This is a genomic window from Comamonas sp. Tr-654, assembly GCF_011752915.1.
Classification (GTDB): domain Bacteria; phylum Pseudomonadota; class Gammaproteobacteria; order Burkholderiales; family Burkholderiaceae_C; genus Comamonas.
Genome location: NZ_VWWQ01000001.1, coordinates 167,570 through 183,167, shown reverse-complemented (window position 1 = coordinate 183,167; position 15,598 = coordinate 167,570). Strand labels below are relative to the sequence as shown.

12 protein-coding genes are annotated in these 15,598 nt (G+C 62.2%); 2 read left to right on the top strand and 10 right to left on the bottom strand.

The features are described 5' to 3' along the window. Nucleotides 1-4: 4 nt before the first annotated feature. The 5 genes from F3J24_RS00735 to F3J24_RS00715 all read right to left on the bottom strand — a co-directional run bounded on the left by F3J24_RS00735 (nucleotide 5) and on the right by F3J24_RS00715 (nucleotide 5,961). Nucleotides 5-2,185, bottom strand: coding sequence for an MFS transporter (locus F3J24_RS00735; RefSeq protein ID WP_167001893.1), 2,181 nt, complete (start codon nucleotides 2,183-2,185; stop codon nucleotides 5-7). Nucleotides 2,186-2,190: 5 nt separating this feature from the next. Then, complete coding sequence (locus F3J24_RS00730) at nucleotides 2,191-2,739, bottom strand: TetR/AcrR family transcriptional regulator (RefSeq protein WP_043372707.1); 549 nt, start codon at nucleotides 2,737-2,739, stop codon at nucleotides 2,191-2,193. Nucleotides 2,740-2,823: 84 nt separating this feature from the next. Then, nucleotides 2,824-3,741, bottom strand: a complete 918-nt coding sequence (locus F3J24_RS00725; RefSeq protein WP_167001891.1) for an RluA family pseudouridine synthase — start codon at nucleotides 3,739-3,741, stop codon at nucleotides 2,824-2,826. Nucleotides 3,742-3,820: 79 nt separating this feature from the next. Further along, complete coding sequence (locus F3J24_RS00720) at nucleotides 3,821-4,816, bottom strand: tripartite tricarboxylate transporter substrate binding protein (protein WP_167001889.1); 996 nt, start codon at nucleotides 4,814-4,816, stop codon at nucleotides 3,821-3,823. 29 nt (nucleotides 4,817-4,845) lie between these two features. Next, on the bottom strand, nucleotides 4,846-5,961 hold the full coding sequence (locus F3J24_RS00715) for an aryl-sulfate sulfotransferase (protein ID WP_167001887.1): 1,116 nt from the start codon (nucleotides 5,959-5,961) through the stop codon (nucleotides 4,846-4,848). A 113-nt stretch (nucleotides 5,962-6,074) separates the two neighbouring features. Between F3J24_RS00715 and F3J24_RS00710 the strand changes: the two genes are divergently transcribed. Both F3J24_RS00710 and F3J24_RS00705 read left to right on the top strand, forming a co-directional pair. Beyond that, entirely contained in the window at nucleotides 6,075-7,025 is a 951-nt protein-coding gene (locus tag F3J24_RS00710; protein WP_167001885.1) for a LysR family transcriptional regulator, read from the top strand. A gap of 278 nt (nucleotides 7,026-7,303) precedes the next feature. Beyond that, nucleotides 7,304-9,517 carry an AsmA family protein gene (locus F3J24_RS00705; protein ID WP_167001883.1) on the top strand — a complete coding sequence of 738 codons (2,214 nt, stop codon included), beginning with the start codon at nucleotides 7,304-7,306 and terminating at the stop codon, nucleotides 9,515-9,517. A 183-nt stretch (nucleotides 9,518-9,700) separates the two neighbouring features. On the opposite strand, the gene F3J24_RS00700 is transcribed toward F3J24_RS00705, so the two are convergent. The 5 genes from F3J24_RS00700 to F3J24_RS00680 all read right to left on the bottom strand — a co-directional run bounded on the left by F3J24_RS00700 (nucleotide 9,701) and on the right by F3J24_RS00680 (nucleotide 15,565). Continuing rightward, entirely contained in the window at nucleotides 9,701-11,251 is a 1,551-nt protein-coding gene (locus F3J24_RS00700; protein ID WP_167001881.1) for a methyl-accepting chemotaxis protein, read from the bottom strand. Between the two features lie 277 nt (nucleotides 11,252-11,528). Beyond that, entirely contained in the window at nucleotides 11,529-12,317 is a 789-nt protein-coding gene (locus F3J24_RS00695) for a crotonase/enoyl-CoA hydratase family protein (RefSeq protein ID WP_167001879.1), read from the bottom strand. A 31-nt stretch (nucleotides 12,318-12,348) separates the two neighbouring features. Next, complete coding sequence (locus F3J24_RS00690) at nucleotides 12,349-13,386, bottom strand: acyl-CoA dehydrogenase family protein (protein WP_167001877.1); 1,038 nt, start codon at nucleotides 13,384-13,386, stop codon at nucleotides 12,349-12,351. Between the two features lie 14 nt (nucleotides 13,387-13,400). Next, nucleotides 13,401-14,558, bottom strand: coding sequence for an acyl-CoA dehydrogenase family protein (locus F3J24_RS00685; RefSeq protein ID WP_167001875.1), 1,158 nt, complete (start codon nucleotides 14,556-14,558; stop codon nucleotides 13,401-13,403). A gap of 14 nt (nucleotides 14,559-14,572) precedes the next feature. Beyond that, nucleotides 14,573-15,565 carry a tripartite tricarboxylate transporter substrate binding protein gene (locus F3J24_RS00680; RefSeq protein WP_167001873.1) on the bottom strand — a complete coding sequence of 331 codons (993 nt, stop codon included), beginning with the start codon at nucleotides 15,563-15,565 and terminating at the stop codon, nucleotides 14,573-14,575. Nucleotides 15,566-15,598: the final 33 nt, after the last annotated feature.

The window sequence follows — 15,598 nt, the reverse complement described above, 5'->3', positions numbered from 1 at the left end:
GCTGTTATCGGTTTGAGTTCCTTGCCTGGGGACCGGAGCCATCCCGGCCGCCATCGTCGGCCGCGGGACTGCTGCGGGCCTTCTTGTCGATTTCCTGCTCCAGCTCGGCCTCGAGTTCGAGCGCCTGGGCGTTGTCCTGAAGGGGGTCGCGGCTGGCCAGCACGGCCTGCTCGCGAGTCTCGGCCGCCTGCGCAGCAGCAGCCAGGCGCCCGGCCTCCGCGCCTTCAATCACCACGGTCCGCGCCGGACTGGCGGGCCCTGCCTGAGCACCCTCTTCCACATCGCCATAGGCATCGGTGGCAGTGGGCTGCACCACCACCGTGACACGCTGCGATGCATGGGGCTCATGGGCGTTCGCTGCCTCAGGCTCTGCAACCGGAGCCACCGAAGGTGCGCGCTGGGGCGTACCGTCGGTCCCGGCGGCTGCCGCCACCTGGTTGCCGCTTTGCCGTGTCATGGCGCGCACCCTGGCCGCAGCCTGGCGCACTCGCGCCGAGGCTCCCAGACTCCAGAGCAGATACAGCAAGGCGATGGCGGCCGTCAGCGCAAACACATCGTTATAGGCCCTGACATTGGCTTCGCGTCGCACGATCTGCGATAGCTGCAGCGTTCCCTGGTTGGCGCGCATGGCTGGATCGGGCGTCACCTTGCCGTAGATCTGGTTCTGTATCTTGAGCCGCTCGGCCACCACGGGGTCGGTCGGGTCTATCTGCGCCACCAGGGCCACGGAGTAGATCTGCTCGCGGTAGGTCTGATAAGTACTCAGCAAGGCCGAGCCCAGCAAACCGCCCATGGCCTGGGTCATGGAGATTGTGACCACGGCGGTGAGCATGTGGTTGGCACCGAACTTCAGTCCCTGGATGATGCCGGTCAGCATCAGCGGGCCCATGAAGACGCCCGAGCCCACCGCCAGCAGGAACTGGCTGAAGAAAAAGTCCGAAGGACGGTCCACGCTGCTGCGGTGGTGATCGAGAAACGCGGCCACGGCAAACAGTGCTATCGCCGCCACAATCTGTTTGCCCATATTGGGAACACCGAAAGTAATAGCAGACAATGCAATACCTATAAGCGTTCCAAGCAGAATCACCACAAATAGCGGCTGCATCTGGTCGGATGTCATGCCCAGCGTGCGCATCAATCCCACCACGCCGTAGCTTTGCTCGGCCGTGAGAAAGCGCAGCAAGATGGCTCCGATCACGAAACGAATCGTCGGCATCTGCGCGAACCAGCGCGTGTGGAACATGGGGTTGGCACGATGGTGCTCGATGTAAAGCGCGACGCTGAGCAGCGCGATCGCTGCCACCAGCATCCAGGCCAGCCCCGGCGTATCGAACCACCAGCGCGAATAGCCCTGGACCAGCACCGCAATCAACAGGCCCAGGCCCGGAACCATCAGGCTGAAGGTGACGAAGTCCAGCTTCTCGAAGGTCCTGATGTACAAGCCCGAAGGCAGCTTGAGCAGCACCACGGCGGCAAAGGACATCAGTGCCAGGCCGGCTTCAAACAGATAGAGGTTGTGCCACTCGCTGTTGTAGAGCAGACCCGGCGACAGAATCCAGGCCAGCGGCGTGGCCAGCTGGACCACGCCCACGCCGATCACCAGCATCTTGAGCACATAGGTGCGCGGTGCCGACTGCAGCATGTAGAGCGTGCTCAGCGAGGAGCAGGTCGCCGCTGCCAGGCCGCTGGCCGCACGCAGCAGAATCAGGCTGTCGTAGCTGCCCAGCAGCAGATGCAGCACACTGAGCGCTGCGTAGCAGCCCAAGCCGATTTCGGTGAACAGGCGCATGCCGAACTGCTGGCGGAATTTGTAGACCAGCAGATTGGCCGTCATATTGAACATGACGTAGGCACCGGTCAGCCAGGCGGCTTCGACCGAGGTCAGCCCCATCTGTCCCTGAATCGTGGGCAGATTGGCGGTGAACAAGGCATTGCCCAGGCCGCCGGTCAGCCCGACCAGGACCGCAATCAGCCCATAGCAGACACGGATCCAGGGCTCGTGATGGGGCATGGCCGGCGAGCCAGGCAGCGCGGGCTTTTCATGCTCGGCCCAATCCGGCGGGCGGCGCAGCAGAATGACGGGCCCCTGAGGAATGGCGGGAGGAGCTGAAGCCTGGCTGCTGGGAGATTTCGGGCCTTCTTGATTGGCTTGAGCCCCAGTGGCTTGTGCTGCAGCTTGACTCATAAACCTCAGGCCTTGATTCCGTCCAGAATGATTTGCAGGGCGCGACGCGCCAGTTGTTTGCGTTGCGCAGGAGTTTCGCCACGCAGGGCGCCGCCCAGCATGCCGAACACCAGGGACAGATCCTTGGCGTTCAAGGCCTGCTTGCACAGGCCCTTGGCCACCGCACGCTTCATGGGCTCTTCGAACACCAGCCACATCTGCTGGCGCGCATCAATGACCTCTGCATCGCTCTGGTCCACCGTGCGCCAGTAGTCCACCAGCGTGGCGGAGACGGCGATGCGCTCGCCCACCAGAGCCAGCAGCTTGAAGAAGGCCTGGTCGTCGTCGCGCCAAGCGATGGCAGCGGCCCGGGTCTTCTCGACAGAGCGCTCCAGCAGCGCCACCATGATGGCGCGACGGTCCGGGAACTGGCGGTAAAGCGTGGCGCGGCCTACCTGGGCACGCTCGACAATGAGATCCAGTGGAGCGGTCACGCCATGCTCGGCAAACACGACATCGGCCGCGTCCAGCAACTGGGCGCGGCGTTCAGCGGATGGAGGACGGGTGGTGGACATGACGCCATTATCGGACAGTTTTGTCCGATAAATTGCAGAACTCGACGTTCCCCCTGCCCTCGCAAGGGTCGGGCAAGACTGTTCTCAATCGCGCGGCAGCGCCTGCAGGCTGCGCCGGCTGGTGAACTCTCGGCGCTGCCCAGTCAGCGGATCATCAAAGGCCAGGCTGCGCGCCAGCAGTTGCAAGGGCTTGGAATAGTCGCCCGGCTCCGGGTCGTCGACCACGGGATAGAAGGCATCGCCCCTGAGCGGCAGACCCAGCGCCGCCATATGCACACGCAGCTGATGGCGCTTGCCCGAGACCGGACTGAGCCGATAGCGCGCCCAGGCGTTGTTGTGCTCGATGATTTCCATCAGGGTGCGGCTATTGGGCTCGCCCTCGACCTCATGCATGCGAAAGAAATGCCCGCTCTCTTCCATACGGCTCACGTGTTCGCGCGGAAAGCTCAGCTCAGCACGGTAAGGAGCCACGGCCTCGTAGACCTTGTGAATGGCCCTGTCCCTGAACATCCCCTGATAGATGCCGCGTGTGGCGCGCTGCAGCGAGAACACCACCAGTCCCGCGGTGTCGCGGTCGATGCGATGGATCGGCGACAGCTCGGGCAGATCGAACTCGCGCTTGAGCCTGACCAGCAGCGTGTTCTGCAGATACTGGCCGGCAGGCACCACAGGCAGAAAGTGTGGCTTGTCGGCGATGAGCAGATGCTCATCGCGATGGATGACTTCAGCCGCAAACGGAATCTCTGGCTCGCCTTCCAGCTCGCGATAGTAGTAATAGCGCAGCCCCGGCATGAATGCAGCGTCCGGGCCGGCCACCTCTCCGGTTTCACTGACCACTTGACCGGCTTCCATGCGACGCAGCCAGTCTGCGCGCCCGACGGCGGGCAGGCGTGCACACAAGAAGTCGATCAGCAGCCCCTCGCCCTGGGACGGCAAGACCACACAGCTAGGGCTGACGCCGTCGCGCACGGGCAGAACCTTGGGATCGTGGGAGTTATGCATGGCGCGGGATTTTAGTGGCTGGCCCGACTCCTCGCGTTCATGGCGGCATCGCCGCGCCAGCGATGCGACCTCGCGTCGGCTAATCCATTCGGATATTGGCTTTGCGAATGGTGTCCTCCAGAACTTTTTTCTCCTGCTCCAGATAGGCCAGGAACTGGGGATGCCCCATGCGCATGGGCTTGAAGCCGGCTTCCGTGAGCTTTCTGGCCAACTCGGGGTCCGCTTGCAGAATCGCGATTTCATCGGCCAGACGCTTGACGATACGGGTATCCGTGCGCGCGGGAGCCAGCAAGCCTTGCCAAGCCTCGACCTCCAGATTGCGAAGAGCCGGTGTCTCTGAAAGACTTGGCGCCTGGGGCAGCGTGGCCAGGCGCTGGCGGGATGTCACGCCCAGCGCCCTGACCTTGCCCTCCTGCACAAACGGCTGAGCCAGCGCAACAGGCAGCACGGCAAGGTCGATCTGACCACCTGCCAGCTCGATCAGCACCTGCGGGCCAGACCTGTAGGGAACATGTACCAGCTCGGTACCGGACATCTGCTGAATCAGCTCCCCCGTCAAGTGCAGGCTGGTCCCGATGCCATCGGTGCCCAGGGTCAGTCGCCCCGGTTTCTGGCGCGCAAGTTCAATGAGATCATCCGCACTGCCTGCAGCAAGCCCCGGCCGAGCGAGCAGCACGAAGACCGAAGAGGCCACAGGTGCCACGGGCTTCAACTCCAGCAGACCGTCGTAGTGGAACTTGGACGGCGAGACCAAGGGAGCAACCAGCACCGAGCTGGCCACACCGAAGAGCAAGGTATAGCCATCGGGCCTGGCCTTGATGACACGCTGCGTGGCAATAGTCCCCGATGCTCCGACCATGTTCTCGATGATCACGGGCTGCCCCAGGCGCTCGGCCAGGCGTGGCATCACCAGCCTGGCGGCCACATCCACACTGCCTCCGGGCGCGAAGGGAACCACCACCGTCAATGCCTGGGCAGGCCAGGGCTGGGCAGCCGCCTGGCTTGCCGGTGATAGCTGCTGAAGCAGCGGAGCGCCCAGCGCCCAGGCTGCAAACTGTCTGCGTCGTATTTGCATGATGATCTTTGTGCAGGGACTGGAATGGATCAACGGGACAGCCAGGGCAGTTGCTCTGCCTGGTAGCGCCATGTCTGGAACACCGTGTTCAAGCGCCCCGGGCCTGTGCGTCGTGCAGCGGCATCGGGGTACTCGCCGAACCAGGGCAGAATGAACTCCCAGACCACCTCGCCCTGCGGCGTCACTTCAAACAATCGCCCGGTGGCGGACTCCGTGATGTGCGTGTTGCCGTTCCAAAGCCGCTGCGCGCTGCCCATGAAGGCGGTGTAGAAGGCGTTGACCATCTCGTCCTGGTAGCTCCATGCGATCTCGTGGGAAACAGGATCTATCTCCAGCACACGCGAGAAAGCCACATGGGCTCCCTGACGGAAGTTGCCGTTGTCAAAGGTCAGGACATGGCCGTTGGCCAGCGCAACCGGAGCATGCTGGTGCGAGACCACCGAAGGCGGGATATGCAGCTTCACGTTGCCGCTGGCCTTGTCCACGCCAATGATTCCCGAGGTGGTGCGCAGACTCATGAGCACCGTTCCGTCGGCCGCTAGCCCAAGGCCGTTGACCAAAGGCCAGTGATAGCGGCCAAAACCCGGGTGAATGGGAAAGTCCTCAGGCTCCAGATGCTCCCAGGCCTTCCATTCCCAGACCAATCGACCTGTGCGGTCCACTTCCCGGATCACATCGCCGTACATCAGCTCGTCAGCACCAAGCGAAGTGCCGCCGGGCACCCGTTCCGCAAAGCCCTGGGGGACGGGGGCGCAGGCTGCATAGAGCAGATGGCCATTGGGCAACCACTGTGCGTCATGGTGGTGTGTCGGGTCTTCATAGCGCCAGACCACCTCCCCGTCGGGCCTGACCTCGTAGAAATCACCGCCATGCCACATGGACCAGGGTGCGTAGAGATCAGGCGAATCACGATGGTTGCCGTTGTAGCCGAGGTTGCCGTTAGGCAGGATGACCGCATGGCGGCCGGCGCGTACAGGCAGCTTCCACTCATGAGCCACCTGACCGTGGATATCTATAAGGTAGACATGTCCATCGGCCGTCTGGGGGGCGATCAATGTATAGCCGCCAGCGCTCAGAGCACTGTCATGAGCGATGAGACCTGTGCCGCGTCGGCGTTGGGTGACCTGGTCAACGGTGGTAGCCATGGGGTTCTTTCTGTGACTTGAGGGATGGATGGCTGTCACTCTAGAAGTTCGTCAGCGTCAGGAATAGCTGTTTGTTTTTTAAGAGGTGTCAGAAAAAAATTTACACTCAGGACATGCCAGCAATTTCCCAGGCTTTTCGATGCTTTGACGAGGTGGCGCGCCGAGGTTCGGTCCGCAAGGCCTCGGCAACGCTGCATCTGACCGCTGCAGCGGTGAACCAGCAGATCCTCAATCTCGAAGCGCAGGTGGGTCAGCCTCTGTTCGACCGGCTGCCCAGAGGCATGCAGCTCACGGTGGCCGGCGAGATCGTGCTGGCAGCCGTCAGGCGCAGCCAGCGCGACTTTGACAATGCCCTGGCCCAGGTCGAAGACTTGAATGCCTTGCGCCACGGGCATGTGAGCGTGGGCGTTCCCCACGCAACAGCCGAATACCTCGTGCCCCAGGTGATAGCGGCAATGCATCTGCGTTATCCCGATATCACCTTCAGCGTGCGTGCCGGCATTGGCGAAGAGCTGCTGCGACATGTGGCGCAGGGCGAGATCGATGTGGCCTATTGCCTACGCAGAACGCCTCCTGCCGGGGTCGAGGAAATGCGCTCCTGGGCCCAGCCCCTTGGAGTGGTGATGGCTCCGGATCACCCTCTGCGCGTGCGGCCGCGGCTGCTGCGTCTGCGTGACTGCCTGGCCTATCCGCTGATCATGATGTCTCCCGACATGGAGTTGCGCAGCATGCTGGAACGCCTGGGCGATGGTGCGCTGAGCCGGACCCAGCCACTGGTGCAAACCAGCAGCATCCCCATGGCCCGTCGCCTGGTGGCAAGCGGCCAGGCACTGGCCTTCATGCTGCCGGACAATGTGGCGGAGGACGTGGCAGCCGAGCGTCTGAGCTGGCGTGCGCTGCACGATGCCGGGGCGCTGCTGCACAGCTGCGCCTATCAGCGAACCGGCTACGCGATGGCAGCCGCAATGGAAATGTTTCTGACCGAGCTAGAAAATGCGGCAGATGAATTGAAGGCAAACTTTGATACCGGTGTTTCCTGGTCCATCGGCAATCTTGCCGTTTGACTGCGCAGGATCGACAGGCACCGGAGACGCACAGGCGCCGCAACGCCGAGGATGCCTTTGCGCAATGGCGCAGCACTTGGCTGCGCTTCATGAAGCGCCGCAGCCTTTGCTGCAGATGCATGCACTCGTGATACCAGCAGGCTTCAGGCTGCCACGCCGTATCCCGGACCGGTCGCGACGTCTGAACTGATCACATGCGGGCAAACCTGGATCAGGCAATTGGATGACGAGGCATTTCACCTATGCGTAATAGCATGTGGCAAAAAGGATGCAACAGCATGGTCGACACCACCAGTACTTCAGCCCCTGAATCCACTCCTGCACATTCGCGCCTGACACCTCGCTGGCTGCGCTGGGCGGCCATTGCGATGGCGCTGCTGCTGGCTTTGATTCTGGCGGCGGCACTGCTGATTGCCTTCATGGACTGGAACAGGCTCAGGCCATGGATCAATGAAAAAGTCAGCAGTTCCACAGGCCGTGAATTCGCCATCAATGGCGATCTGCAGCTGCAGTGGACCTGGCCACAGCCTCTCGATACGGGCTGGCGTCACTGGGTGCCCGGCGTGGTGGTACATGCCAACGATCTGACGCTTTCGCAGCCCCAGGGCTGGCTGGTTCAACAGGCACCTGAAAAAGCCGATGACAAGCAGCCGGTGCTGCCTGCGACGCCCAAGGAACTCAACACCGGTCGCCTGCCCGGGCCAGGCCAGACAGCGAACGAGAAAAAGACGGCCGCAGATGACGACGACGCCATAGCCGATGCCGGCCAGCAACCGCCCGAGCGCGATGCCCGCACCATGATCACCGCCGCGAATGCCACGGCCAGTCTGCGCCTTTGGCCGCTATTGGCCCGTCATGTTCAGCTCGACTCCTTGCTGCTGCAGGCTCCCGACATGGTGCTGGCCCGCAATGACAAGGGCGAGAACAACTGGACGTTTGACAAGCCCGCCAGCAGCGGCCCCAAGTGGAGCTTTGACATAGGCCAGTTGCGCATCAGCGATGGTGTGCTGGGTTGGTCCGACGCCATCAAGAACATGGCTGTGCGCGCCCGTATCGACACGCTGCGCAGACCGGTCAGCGCTGACCAGCCTTATGGCATGCGCTTCGGCCTCACTGGCTATCTGCATCAGGGCAAGAACCGCGCGCAGATTCAGGCCCAGGGTCTGGCCGGGCAGGTACTTGATCTGCGCCAGGATAGGCTGCGTTTTCCACTGCGCATCTCGGCCAAGGTCGGTAGTCTGCAAGCCTTCGCTGAAGGGTTTCTCGACAACCCCAAGACTCTGGACGGCCTGGACTTTCAAGTGAAGGTTCTCGGCAAGAGCATGGCCGACCTGTTTGAGCTCACCGGCCTGCTGCTGCCCGCCACGCCCCCATTCGAGACCAGCGGCCACCTGATCGGCAGCCTTCAGCCAGGCAAGGCCGTCTGGCAGTACGAAAAATTTCAGGGCAAGCTGGGGCAGAGCGATCTGAGCGGCGATCTCCAGTACCGCTCGGCCCAGCCCCGGCCCAAGCTGACAGCGCAGCTGCGCTCCAAACAACTGCGGCTGGTGGATCTGGGTCCGGTCATCGGCGCAGCGCCTTCCGGCAGCTCCGGCAAGCCCCAGCCCGTCAACGGCAGGGTACTGCCGCAGGTCCGTTTCCAGACCGAGAACTGGGACAAGATGGATCTCGATCTGCGCTATGAAAGCAACCATATCCTGCGCCCGGAAGCCCTGCCCATAGAGAATCTCAGCGTGCACGCTCTGCTGGACAACGGCAAGCTCACCCTGTCGCCGCTGAAGTTCGGTCTCGCCGAAGGCACGCTGAATATCGACGCCCGCGTGGACAGCCATGCCAAGCCGGTAACCGCCAAGCTCAATGGACAGGTGCAGTCGATCAAGCTCTCCGCGCTGTTTCCCAAGATCGAAAAGATGAAGAAAAGCCTGGGCCAGCTCGATGGCGCCATTGCCCTCACCGGGCAGGGCGAGTCACTGGCCCAGTGGCTGGGCACAGGCAATGGCTCGCTGCGGCTGTATGTGCGCGATGGCACTTTCAGCGCGCAACTGTTGGACCTGGCAGGGCTGAACGTCGGCTCAATCGTCATCGCCAAGCTGTTTGGCAACGACAAGGAAGTGCAACTGCGCTGCGCCGTGGCCGACCTCAATGTTCAGCAAGGCATAGCCCGGCCACGCACCGCCAAGCTCGCCACTACCGAAGCCGTGGTCGAGGCCACGGGCCAGATCAATCTGGCACAGGAGCAGCTCGATCTGCGCATCGTCCCCGAATCGCTGAAGTGGAAGTTCTTCTCACTGCGCACGCCGCTCTATGTGCGCGGCAGCTTTGCCAAGCCCGATGTGGGCCTGGAGCCTGGCCCCTTGGCAGCCCGTGCCGGGGCTGCGGTAGCAGCTGCAGTTTTTGCACCAGCAGCACTGGCACTGGTGCCGCTGACGGTGCCTGCAGCAGACGACGATGTGAACTGCAAGCAATTGCTGACCCAGGTACGCAATCGCTAAGACGAACAGGCAACAGACAGCCCGATCTCAGCATCAAGTCCTGGCCCGCTGCAAGGAAGGCAGGCAGCCGATCGGACGAAATATGGCAGAAGTGTTCCACACCATATTTCATGCCTCGGAGATCAGCAAAGCAGATGCAGCCGCAGCAAGCCTTTCAGCCTGGACTGCGGCAGCGTCACGGAATCAGACGCTCTTGAGACGGAAGACGCTGACCATCCGCGACAGATCGCTTGTCTGCTGCTGCATGGATTGGGCTGCAGCCGTGGACTCTTCCACCAGGGCCGCATTCTGCTGGGTCACCAGATCCATCTCGGCCACGGCACGGTTGATCTGCTCGATGCCGCTGGTCTGCTCATGGCTGGCCGCTGTGATCTCGCCCATGATGTCCGTCACGCGCTGCACGCTGCTGACGATTTCATCCATGGTCTGACCGGCCTGGCCGACCTGCACACTGCCCTCCTCCACCTTGGTCACCGACGCCTGGATCAGCAGTTTGATTTCCTTGGCTGCTTCTGCGCTGCGGCCGGCCAGGGAACGCACTTCCGATGCCACGACAGCAAAGCCACGGCCTTGTTCGCCGGCACGGGCCGCTTCCACGGCAGCGTTCAGCGCCAGGATATTGGTCTGAAAGGCAATGCTGTCGATCACGCCGATGATGTCGGAAATCTTGCGTGACGAGTGGCTGATGGCCCCCATGGTCTCCACCACCTGCGACACCACCATACCGCCCTTGACGGCCACATCGGAGGCCGACAGTGCCAGCTGATTGGCCTGACTGGCGTTGTCGGCGTTTTGCTTGACGGTGGAAGTCAGCTGCTCCATGGATGCAGCCGTCTGCTGCAGAGAACTGGCCTGCTCTTCCGTGCGTGCAGACAGATCATGGTTGCCCGCCGCAATCTGGCCGGATGCCGTGGCAATGCTGTCCGTGCCCTGACGCACCTGCCCCACCAGCCTATCCAGGTTGCTGTTCATATCGTGCAAGGCCTGCATGAGCTGCCCGGTCTCATCGCTGCTGTTCACATGGATCTGGGCCGTCAGATCACCATCGGCCACGCGGCGGGCCACACCGACCGCATGCTTGAGAGGAGCGGTGATGCCCTGCGTCAGACGCCAGGCGCTGACGGTGCCGATGGCCAGGGCCAGCAAGGCCAGAACCAGAAAATATGTCTTGCTGCTGCTCTCGATCTGCTCCACCTCTGCCGCCTTGGCGTCGAGGCTGGTGCGCTGCAGATTCAGCAGTTCTCCGAGCAGCTTCAGATAGCTCTGGGCGGCCGGTACATAGCTATTGATCAGCGTGGACTCCGCCTCTTCGGCCATGCCGTCGGCCTTGAGCTGGCTGACCTTGTCGCGGCTGGCGAGATAGGTCTTGCGCACCTGCATGATCCTGTCCATGATCTCTCGCTCCGCAGGCTCGGAGATCAGGGGCTCGATCTGCTTGAGCACATTGCCTGTGCTCTTGGTGGTGGCGGCCGCGTCCGCTGCCAGAAACTGCACCAGACTTGCGTCGCTGCTCTTGGCGATGGCCGTGGTGCGGGCCACGGCCACGCTGACATTGCTGTTCCAGTCGCTGATCAGGCGCTCCTTGGTCAGCGGCTCCTGCATCATTTGCTGCGTGGCCTTGCCCACCGAGTGCAGCTGCCAGATGCCGATCACCGTGATCACCACGGCAAATGCCAACACCACTGCGAACCCCAGGCCCAGTCGGGCACCAATGTTCAGCTTGGTCAATCTCATCGCTTTCATCCATTTCTTAGAAAATACATGGCCCGCAAAGCGGCCATTTCTTGATATGAAATGGACCAACCCGGCCGAGCTGCTTGCCGCGCCATTCGCCTATAGCAAATCGCAACATGATGTAATCGGTATTATCCAGGGATTACGTCGCAGAATTGGCCGGCCTGAAGCATCAACGCAGCAAGCAAGGTGCTGCTGCCTTCTCCACAACAAGCAAGGGCGCAAAATGCGCCCTTGCTGTCTTTGTTACCTGGTCTGGCTACGCAAGCCTGCCAACTCATGAGAAGCGAGGAGCCCGTTTCTCGACAAAGGCCGTCACGGCTTCACGATGATCTGCCGTTTTATGGGCAATTGCCTGATAGCCGGCCGATATTTCCAGCAGTGAAGCCAGCGTGGCATTCTGGCCCTCGCGCAGCAGACGCTTGGTCATGCGCGTCACCCCGCCCGGATTGGCGGCAATCTTGAGCGCCAAGGCCCTGGCGGCCGGCAGCAGCTCGTTCGGGGGCACGACCTGGCTCACCAGACCACAGGCCAATGCCTGACCTGCACTGATCGCCTCTCCCGTGAAAGCCATTTCGCTGGCCTTCGACATCCCCACCACACGCGGCAGCAACCAGGCCCCGCCATCACCGGGAACAATGCCCACACGAACAAAGCTCTCCGCGAACGTGGCATTTTCCGAGGCAATCCGGATATCGCACATGCAGCTCAGATCCAGACCCGCACCGATGGCCGGGCCGTTGACCGCGCAGATCACGGGAACATCCAGCTGGTAGAGAGCATTCGGAATTTGCTGAATGCCCTGGCGATATTCCTCGCGAATCATGTCGGGAGTGAGTGCGTCATCGAAATAGCGTCTCATGTCCTTGACATTGCCGCCGGAGCTGAAGATAGAGCCGGCGCCGGTCAGGATCAGCACCTTCACGCTGGCGTCCAGACGCACATCTGCGCAGAGCTGCACGAACTCTGCTACCGCCGTATTGCCGGTCAGCGCATTGCGTGTCTCGGGCTGATTCATGGTGACGGTCAAGATACCGCCATCGCGTTCAATGTTCAGAAATGCCATGTTCCATGGTCTCCATAGTTGTTGAGCGGCTTCAAGCCAGGGCCTCTACATCGGTGATCCGCCGGATCAGATCCAGTGTCATGCCCTCGTGCGACATCAGGGCCTGCCCGGCCGATGCCTGCCAATAGGCTTCGCTGCCGGCCGTCAGTCGCCATGCATGCAATCTGCGGGTGAACAGCTGCAGGTCATATTCCTCGGTGAAGCCAATCGCGCCATGAATCGCATGCGCAAGCTCCGTGACCACTAAAGCCGCCTCGCTGCAACGTGCCTTGGCAACGGCCACACGTAATCTGTCAGGCACGATGCCGTCACCGCTGCAACCGAGCTGAGCCGCCATGCGGGCCGCAAAAACATGCTCGCTCATGACTGCCAGCTGATGCTGGATCGCCTGGAACTTCCCGATAGCACGCCCAAACTGCTGACGCTCGTTCGCATATTGCAAGCTACGCTGGAACACGTCACGCATGGCTCCCGCCATCTGCGCGGCCACCACGGCGGCCTGCAGGCTGCGGGCATCGAACTGCAGCCCGGGCCGGATGATGCCGACGACCCGCAGCTGCTCTGGTGCCCAGCTCAACGACGCGTCCAGCGCCAGAGCGTGCGGCGCAAGCTCAGCCTGTGCCACGCTCAGCAGATACCAGACCCCGGCTTCTTCTTGCACTTGCACCAGCACCGAGTCCGTGACCTGCCCGCCTCGCACCAGCGCGCAATGCAAACCGCCATCTGCCTGCATCGCGCCCTGCGCCAGCGCAATGCTGCCGGCCGGGCAGGCCATATGCGCCTGCGCCAGCATGGCCCGCGCCAGCATGGTCTCTCCCAGAGGCAGAGGCAGGGCGTGGGCTCCACATTGCTCCAGCACGCCAAATATCTCGCCCAGGCCCAGACCGGCACCGCCCTCTTCTTCGGCCAGCAAGGCATCGGCCAAGCCGGTTTCCTCCAGTTGCTGCCACAGCCGGGCGACGGCCGCTGAGCGGCTGCCAGCGCTCTCGATCTCGCGAATCACCTGAGGGGTGCACCAGTCTGCCAGCACCTTGCGCGCTGCATCTGCAAACAAATCGTTATTGCTCATGAACTTGTCTCCGATCAGCGCAAACCCAGGCCACGGGCGATCATGCCGCGCAGAATGTCACGAGTGCCACCGCGCAAGGAAAACGAGGGAGAAGCTTCGGTGACGTACTTGAGCGTCAGCAGCAGCTCCACCGGTACATCTTCGGCCGGCCGGGCAAACAGCTCCTCGGCAATGGCTGCCGGGATCATCTGCTCCAGTGTTGTGCCCAGCTCCTTGACCAGCGCGGCTTCGACGACAGGACTTGCTCCCTGGGTCAGCTTCTGCTGCACGGATACCGACATCGCGCGCAGCGGTGCCAGTTGCGTCAGCACCTTGCCCGCAAGCCGCATGCCGGACTCGGTGCGCCCCTGCGGCGTGCGTGCGTATTGCAGCCATTGATCGAACAGCACGATGCTGGAGAACAACCGCTCCGGGCCGCTGCGCTCGAAAGCGAGTTCGGCGGTAACCTGTTCCCAGCCCTGACCTTCGGCACCGATCAGCGCATCGGCAGACAGCTGCACATTCTCGAAAAAGACCTCGCAGAAATGGCTGTCACCCGATAGATCCTGGATGGGACGCACCGTCACACCAGGCAATGTCAGGTCCACGATGACTTGCGACAAGCCCTTGTGACGGTCCTCGGCACTGCCTGAGGTTCGCACCAGGGCAATCATGTACTGACAGTGATGCGCGTTGGTGGTCCAGATCTTCTGGCCATTGAGCAGGAAACCCTGCTCGTTGGGAACCGCTCTAGTCCTCACACTTGCCAGATCCGATCCCGCATTGGGCTCGCTCATGCCAATACAGAAAAATACTTCGCCCCGGCAGACTCTTGGAATGTAGAACTGCTTTTGCGCTTCCGTACCGTATTTGAGGATCAGCGGTGCACTCTGACGATCGGCAATCCAGTGCGAACCCACAGGCGCACCGAAGTTCAGGCATTCCTCCACCAGCACATAGCGGGCGAACGCGCTGCGCTCGCCTCCGCCATAAGCCTTGGGCAAGGTCATGCCGATCCAGCCCTTTTCGCCCAGCTTGCGGCTGAGGACCGGGTCATATCCGCTCCATGATTTGGCGCGGACATGCGCAGGAATGTCTTTGACCGCGGCTTGCAGAAAAGCACGCACCTCGGCGCGCAGTGCCTCGCCTTCCGGCGGGATGCCTGTCAGGCTCAGTCCATCGAGAATGGTCATCGTCTTGCTTTCTCTCAGTCCAGGGACACGCCCGTGCTTTTGACAACGCCTGCCCAGCGCTTGATTTCGCTCTGTATGTATTCGCCGTAGGCCTTGGGCGTGGATCCCAGCGGCTCGGTGCCCTGCACGCGCAGCTTCTCCAGCACCCCGGGGTTCCTGAGGGCCTTCATCAGCTCGGCATTCAGGCGCTCCACAATCGCATCGGGCGTTTTGGCGGGCACCATCACGCCTTGCCAGGCTCCAGCCTCGAACCCGGTCATGCCGCTTTCGGCCAGCGTAGGCGCCTTGGGGAAATTGGGAATCCGTCCGGCCGTGCTGACGGCCAGCAGCCGGAGCTTGCCGTCCTTGATGAAAGGTGCCACCGAATTGATGGTGTCGGTCATGAAATCGATCTGGCCAGCCACCAGATCCACGTCGGCAGGGGCGCTGCCTTTGTAGGGCACATGGCTTGCATCCATGTTGTAGTGCTGCACCACCTGAAAAGCCGCCAGGTGCGTGACATTGCCGTTGCCCGCCGAACCGTAGGAGAGCTTGCCTTTGTGGTCCTGGGCGTACTTCACAAGCTCCTGCACGGTGTTGACAGGTACCTTGGGATTGACGACAAGCCCCAGTGGCACCACCGCCGTCAAGGCTACGGGGCGCAGGTCCCGGCTCACGTCATAGCTCTGCTTTTTGTAGAGCGAGGGGCTCAGTGCAATCGATGAGGTGTTGTAGAGCACGGTGTAGCCGTCGGCCGGCGCCTTTGCCACCAGCGCATTGCCAATGTTGCCGTTGGCACCTGGCCGGTTGTCCACGATGACCGACTGCCCTAGTTGCTGGCCTACCTGCTGCGCCAGCACCCGTGCCACCATGTCCGTGGGACCGCCGGGCGGGAAAGGGACGATCAGCGTGATCGGCTTGCTGGGCCAGTTGTCCTGTGCCTGCACCGCACCGCAAACGGCCAGCGCGGCAGCGGCCGACGCGGCAACGGCGAGCAGCGAGGACCGACGTGAAAATCGATAACTCATCTTGTGTCTCCTGTAGTTTTCTCATCTCGGCGC

What these genes read in the sequence shown, in the direction of transcription:
- F3J24_RS00735 (WP_167001893.1), bottom strand. Translation starts at nt 2,185, where the DNA reads ATGAGTCAAGCTGCAGCACAAGCCACTGGGGCTCAAGCCAATCAAGAA.
- F3J24_RS00730 (WP_043372707.1), bottom strand. Translation starts at nt 2,739, where the DNA reads ATGTCCACCACCCGTCCTCCATCCGCTGAACGCCGCGCCCAGTTGCTG.
- F3J24_RS00725 (WP_167001891.1), bottom strand. Translation starts at nt 3,741, where the DNA reads ATGCATAACTCCCACGATCCCAAGGTTCTGCCCGTGCGCGACGGCGTC.
- F3J24_RS00720 (WP_167001889.1), bottom strand. Translation starts at nt 4,816, where the DNA reads ATGCAAATACGACGCAGACAGTTTGCAGCCTGGGCGCTGGGCGCTCCG.
- F3J24_RS00715 (WP_167001887.1), bottom strand. Translation starts at nt 5,961, where the DNA reads ATGGCTACCACCGTTGACCAGGTCACCCAACGCCGACGCGGCACAGGT.
- F3J24_RS00710 (WP_167001885.1), top strand. Translation starts at nt 6,075, where the DNA reads ATGCCAGCAATTTCCCAGGCTTTTCGATGCTTTGACGAGGTGGCGCGC.
- F3J24_RS00705 (WP_167001883.1), top strand. Translation starts at nt 7,304, where the DNA reads ATGGTCGACACCACCAGTACTTCAGCCCCTGAATCCACTCCTGCACAT.
- F3J24_RS00700 (WP_167001881.1), bottom strand. Translation starts at nt 11,251, where the DNA reads ATGAGATTGACCAAGCTGAACATTGGTGCCCGACTGGGCCTGGGGTTC.
- F3J24_RS00695 (WP_167001879.1), bottom strand. Translation starts at nt 12,317, where the DNA reads ATGGCATTTCTGAACATTGAACGCGATGGCGGTATCTTGACCGTCACC.
- F3J24_RS00690 (WP_167001877.1), bottom strand. Translation starts at nt 13,386, where the DNA reads ATGAGCAATAACGATTTGTTTGCAGATGCAGCGCGCAAGGTGCTGGCA.
- F3J24_RS00685 (WP_167001875.1), bottom strand. Translation starts at nt 14,558, where the DNA reads ATGACCATTCTCGATGGACTGAGCCTGACAGGCATCCCGCCGGAAGGC.
- F3J24_RS00680 (WP_167001873.1), bottom strand. Translation starts at nt 15,565, where the DNA reads ATGAGTTATCGATTTTCACGTCGGTCCTCGCTGCTCGCCGTTGCCGCG.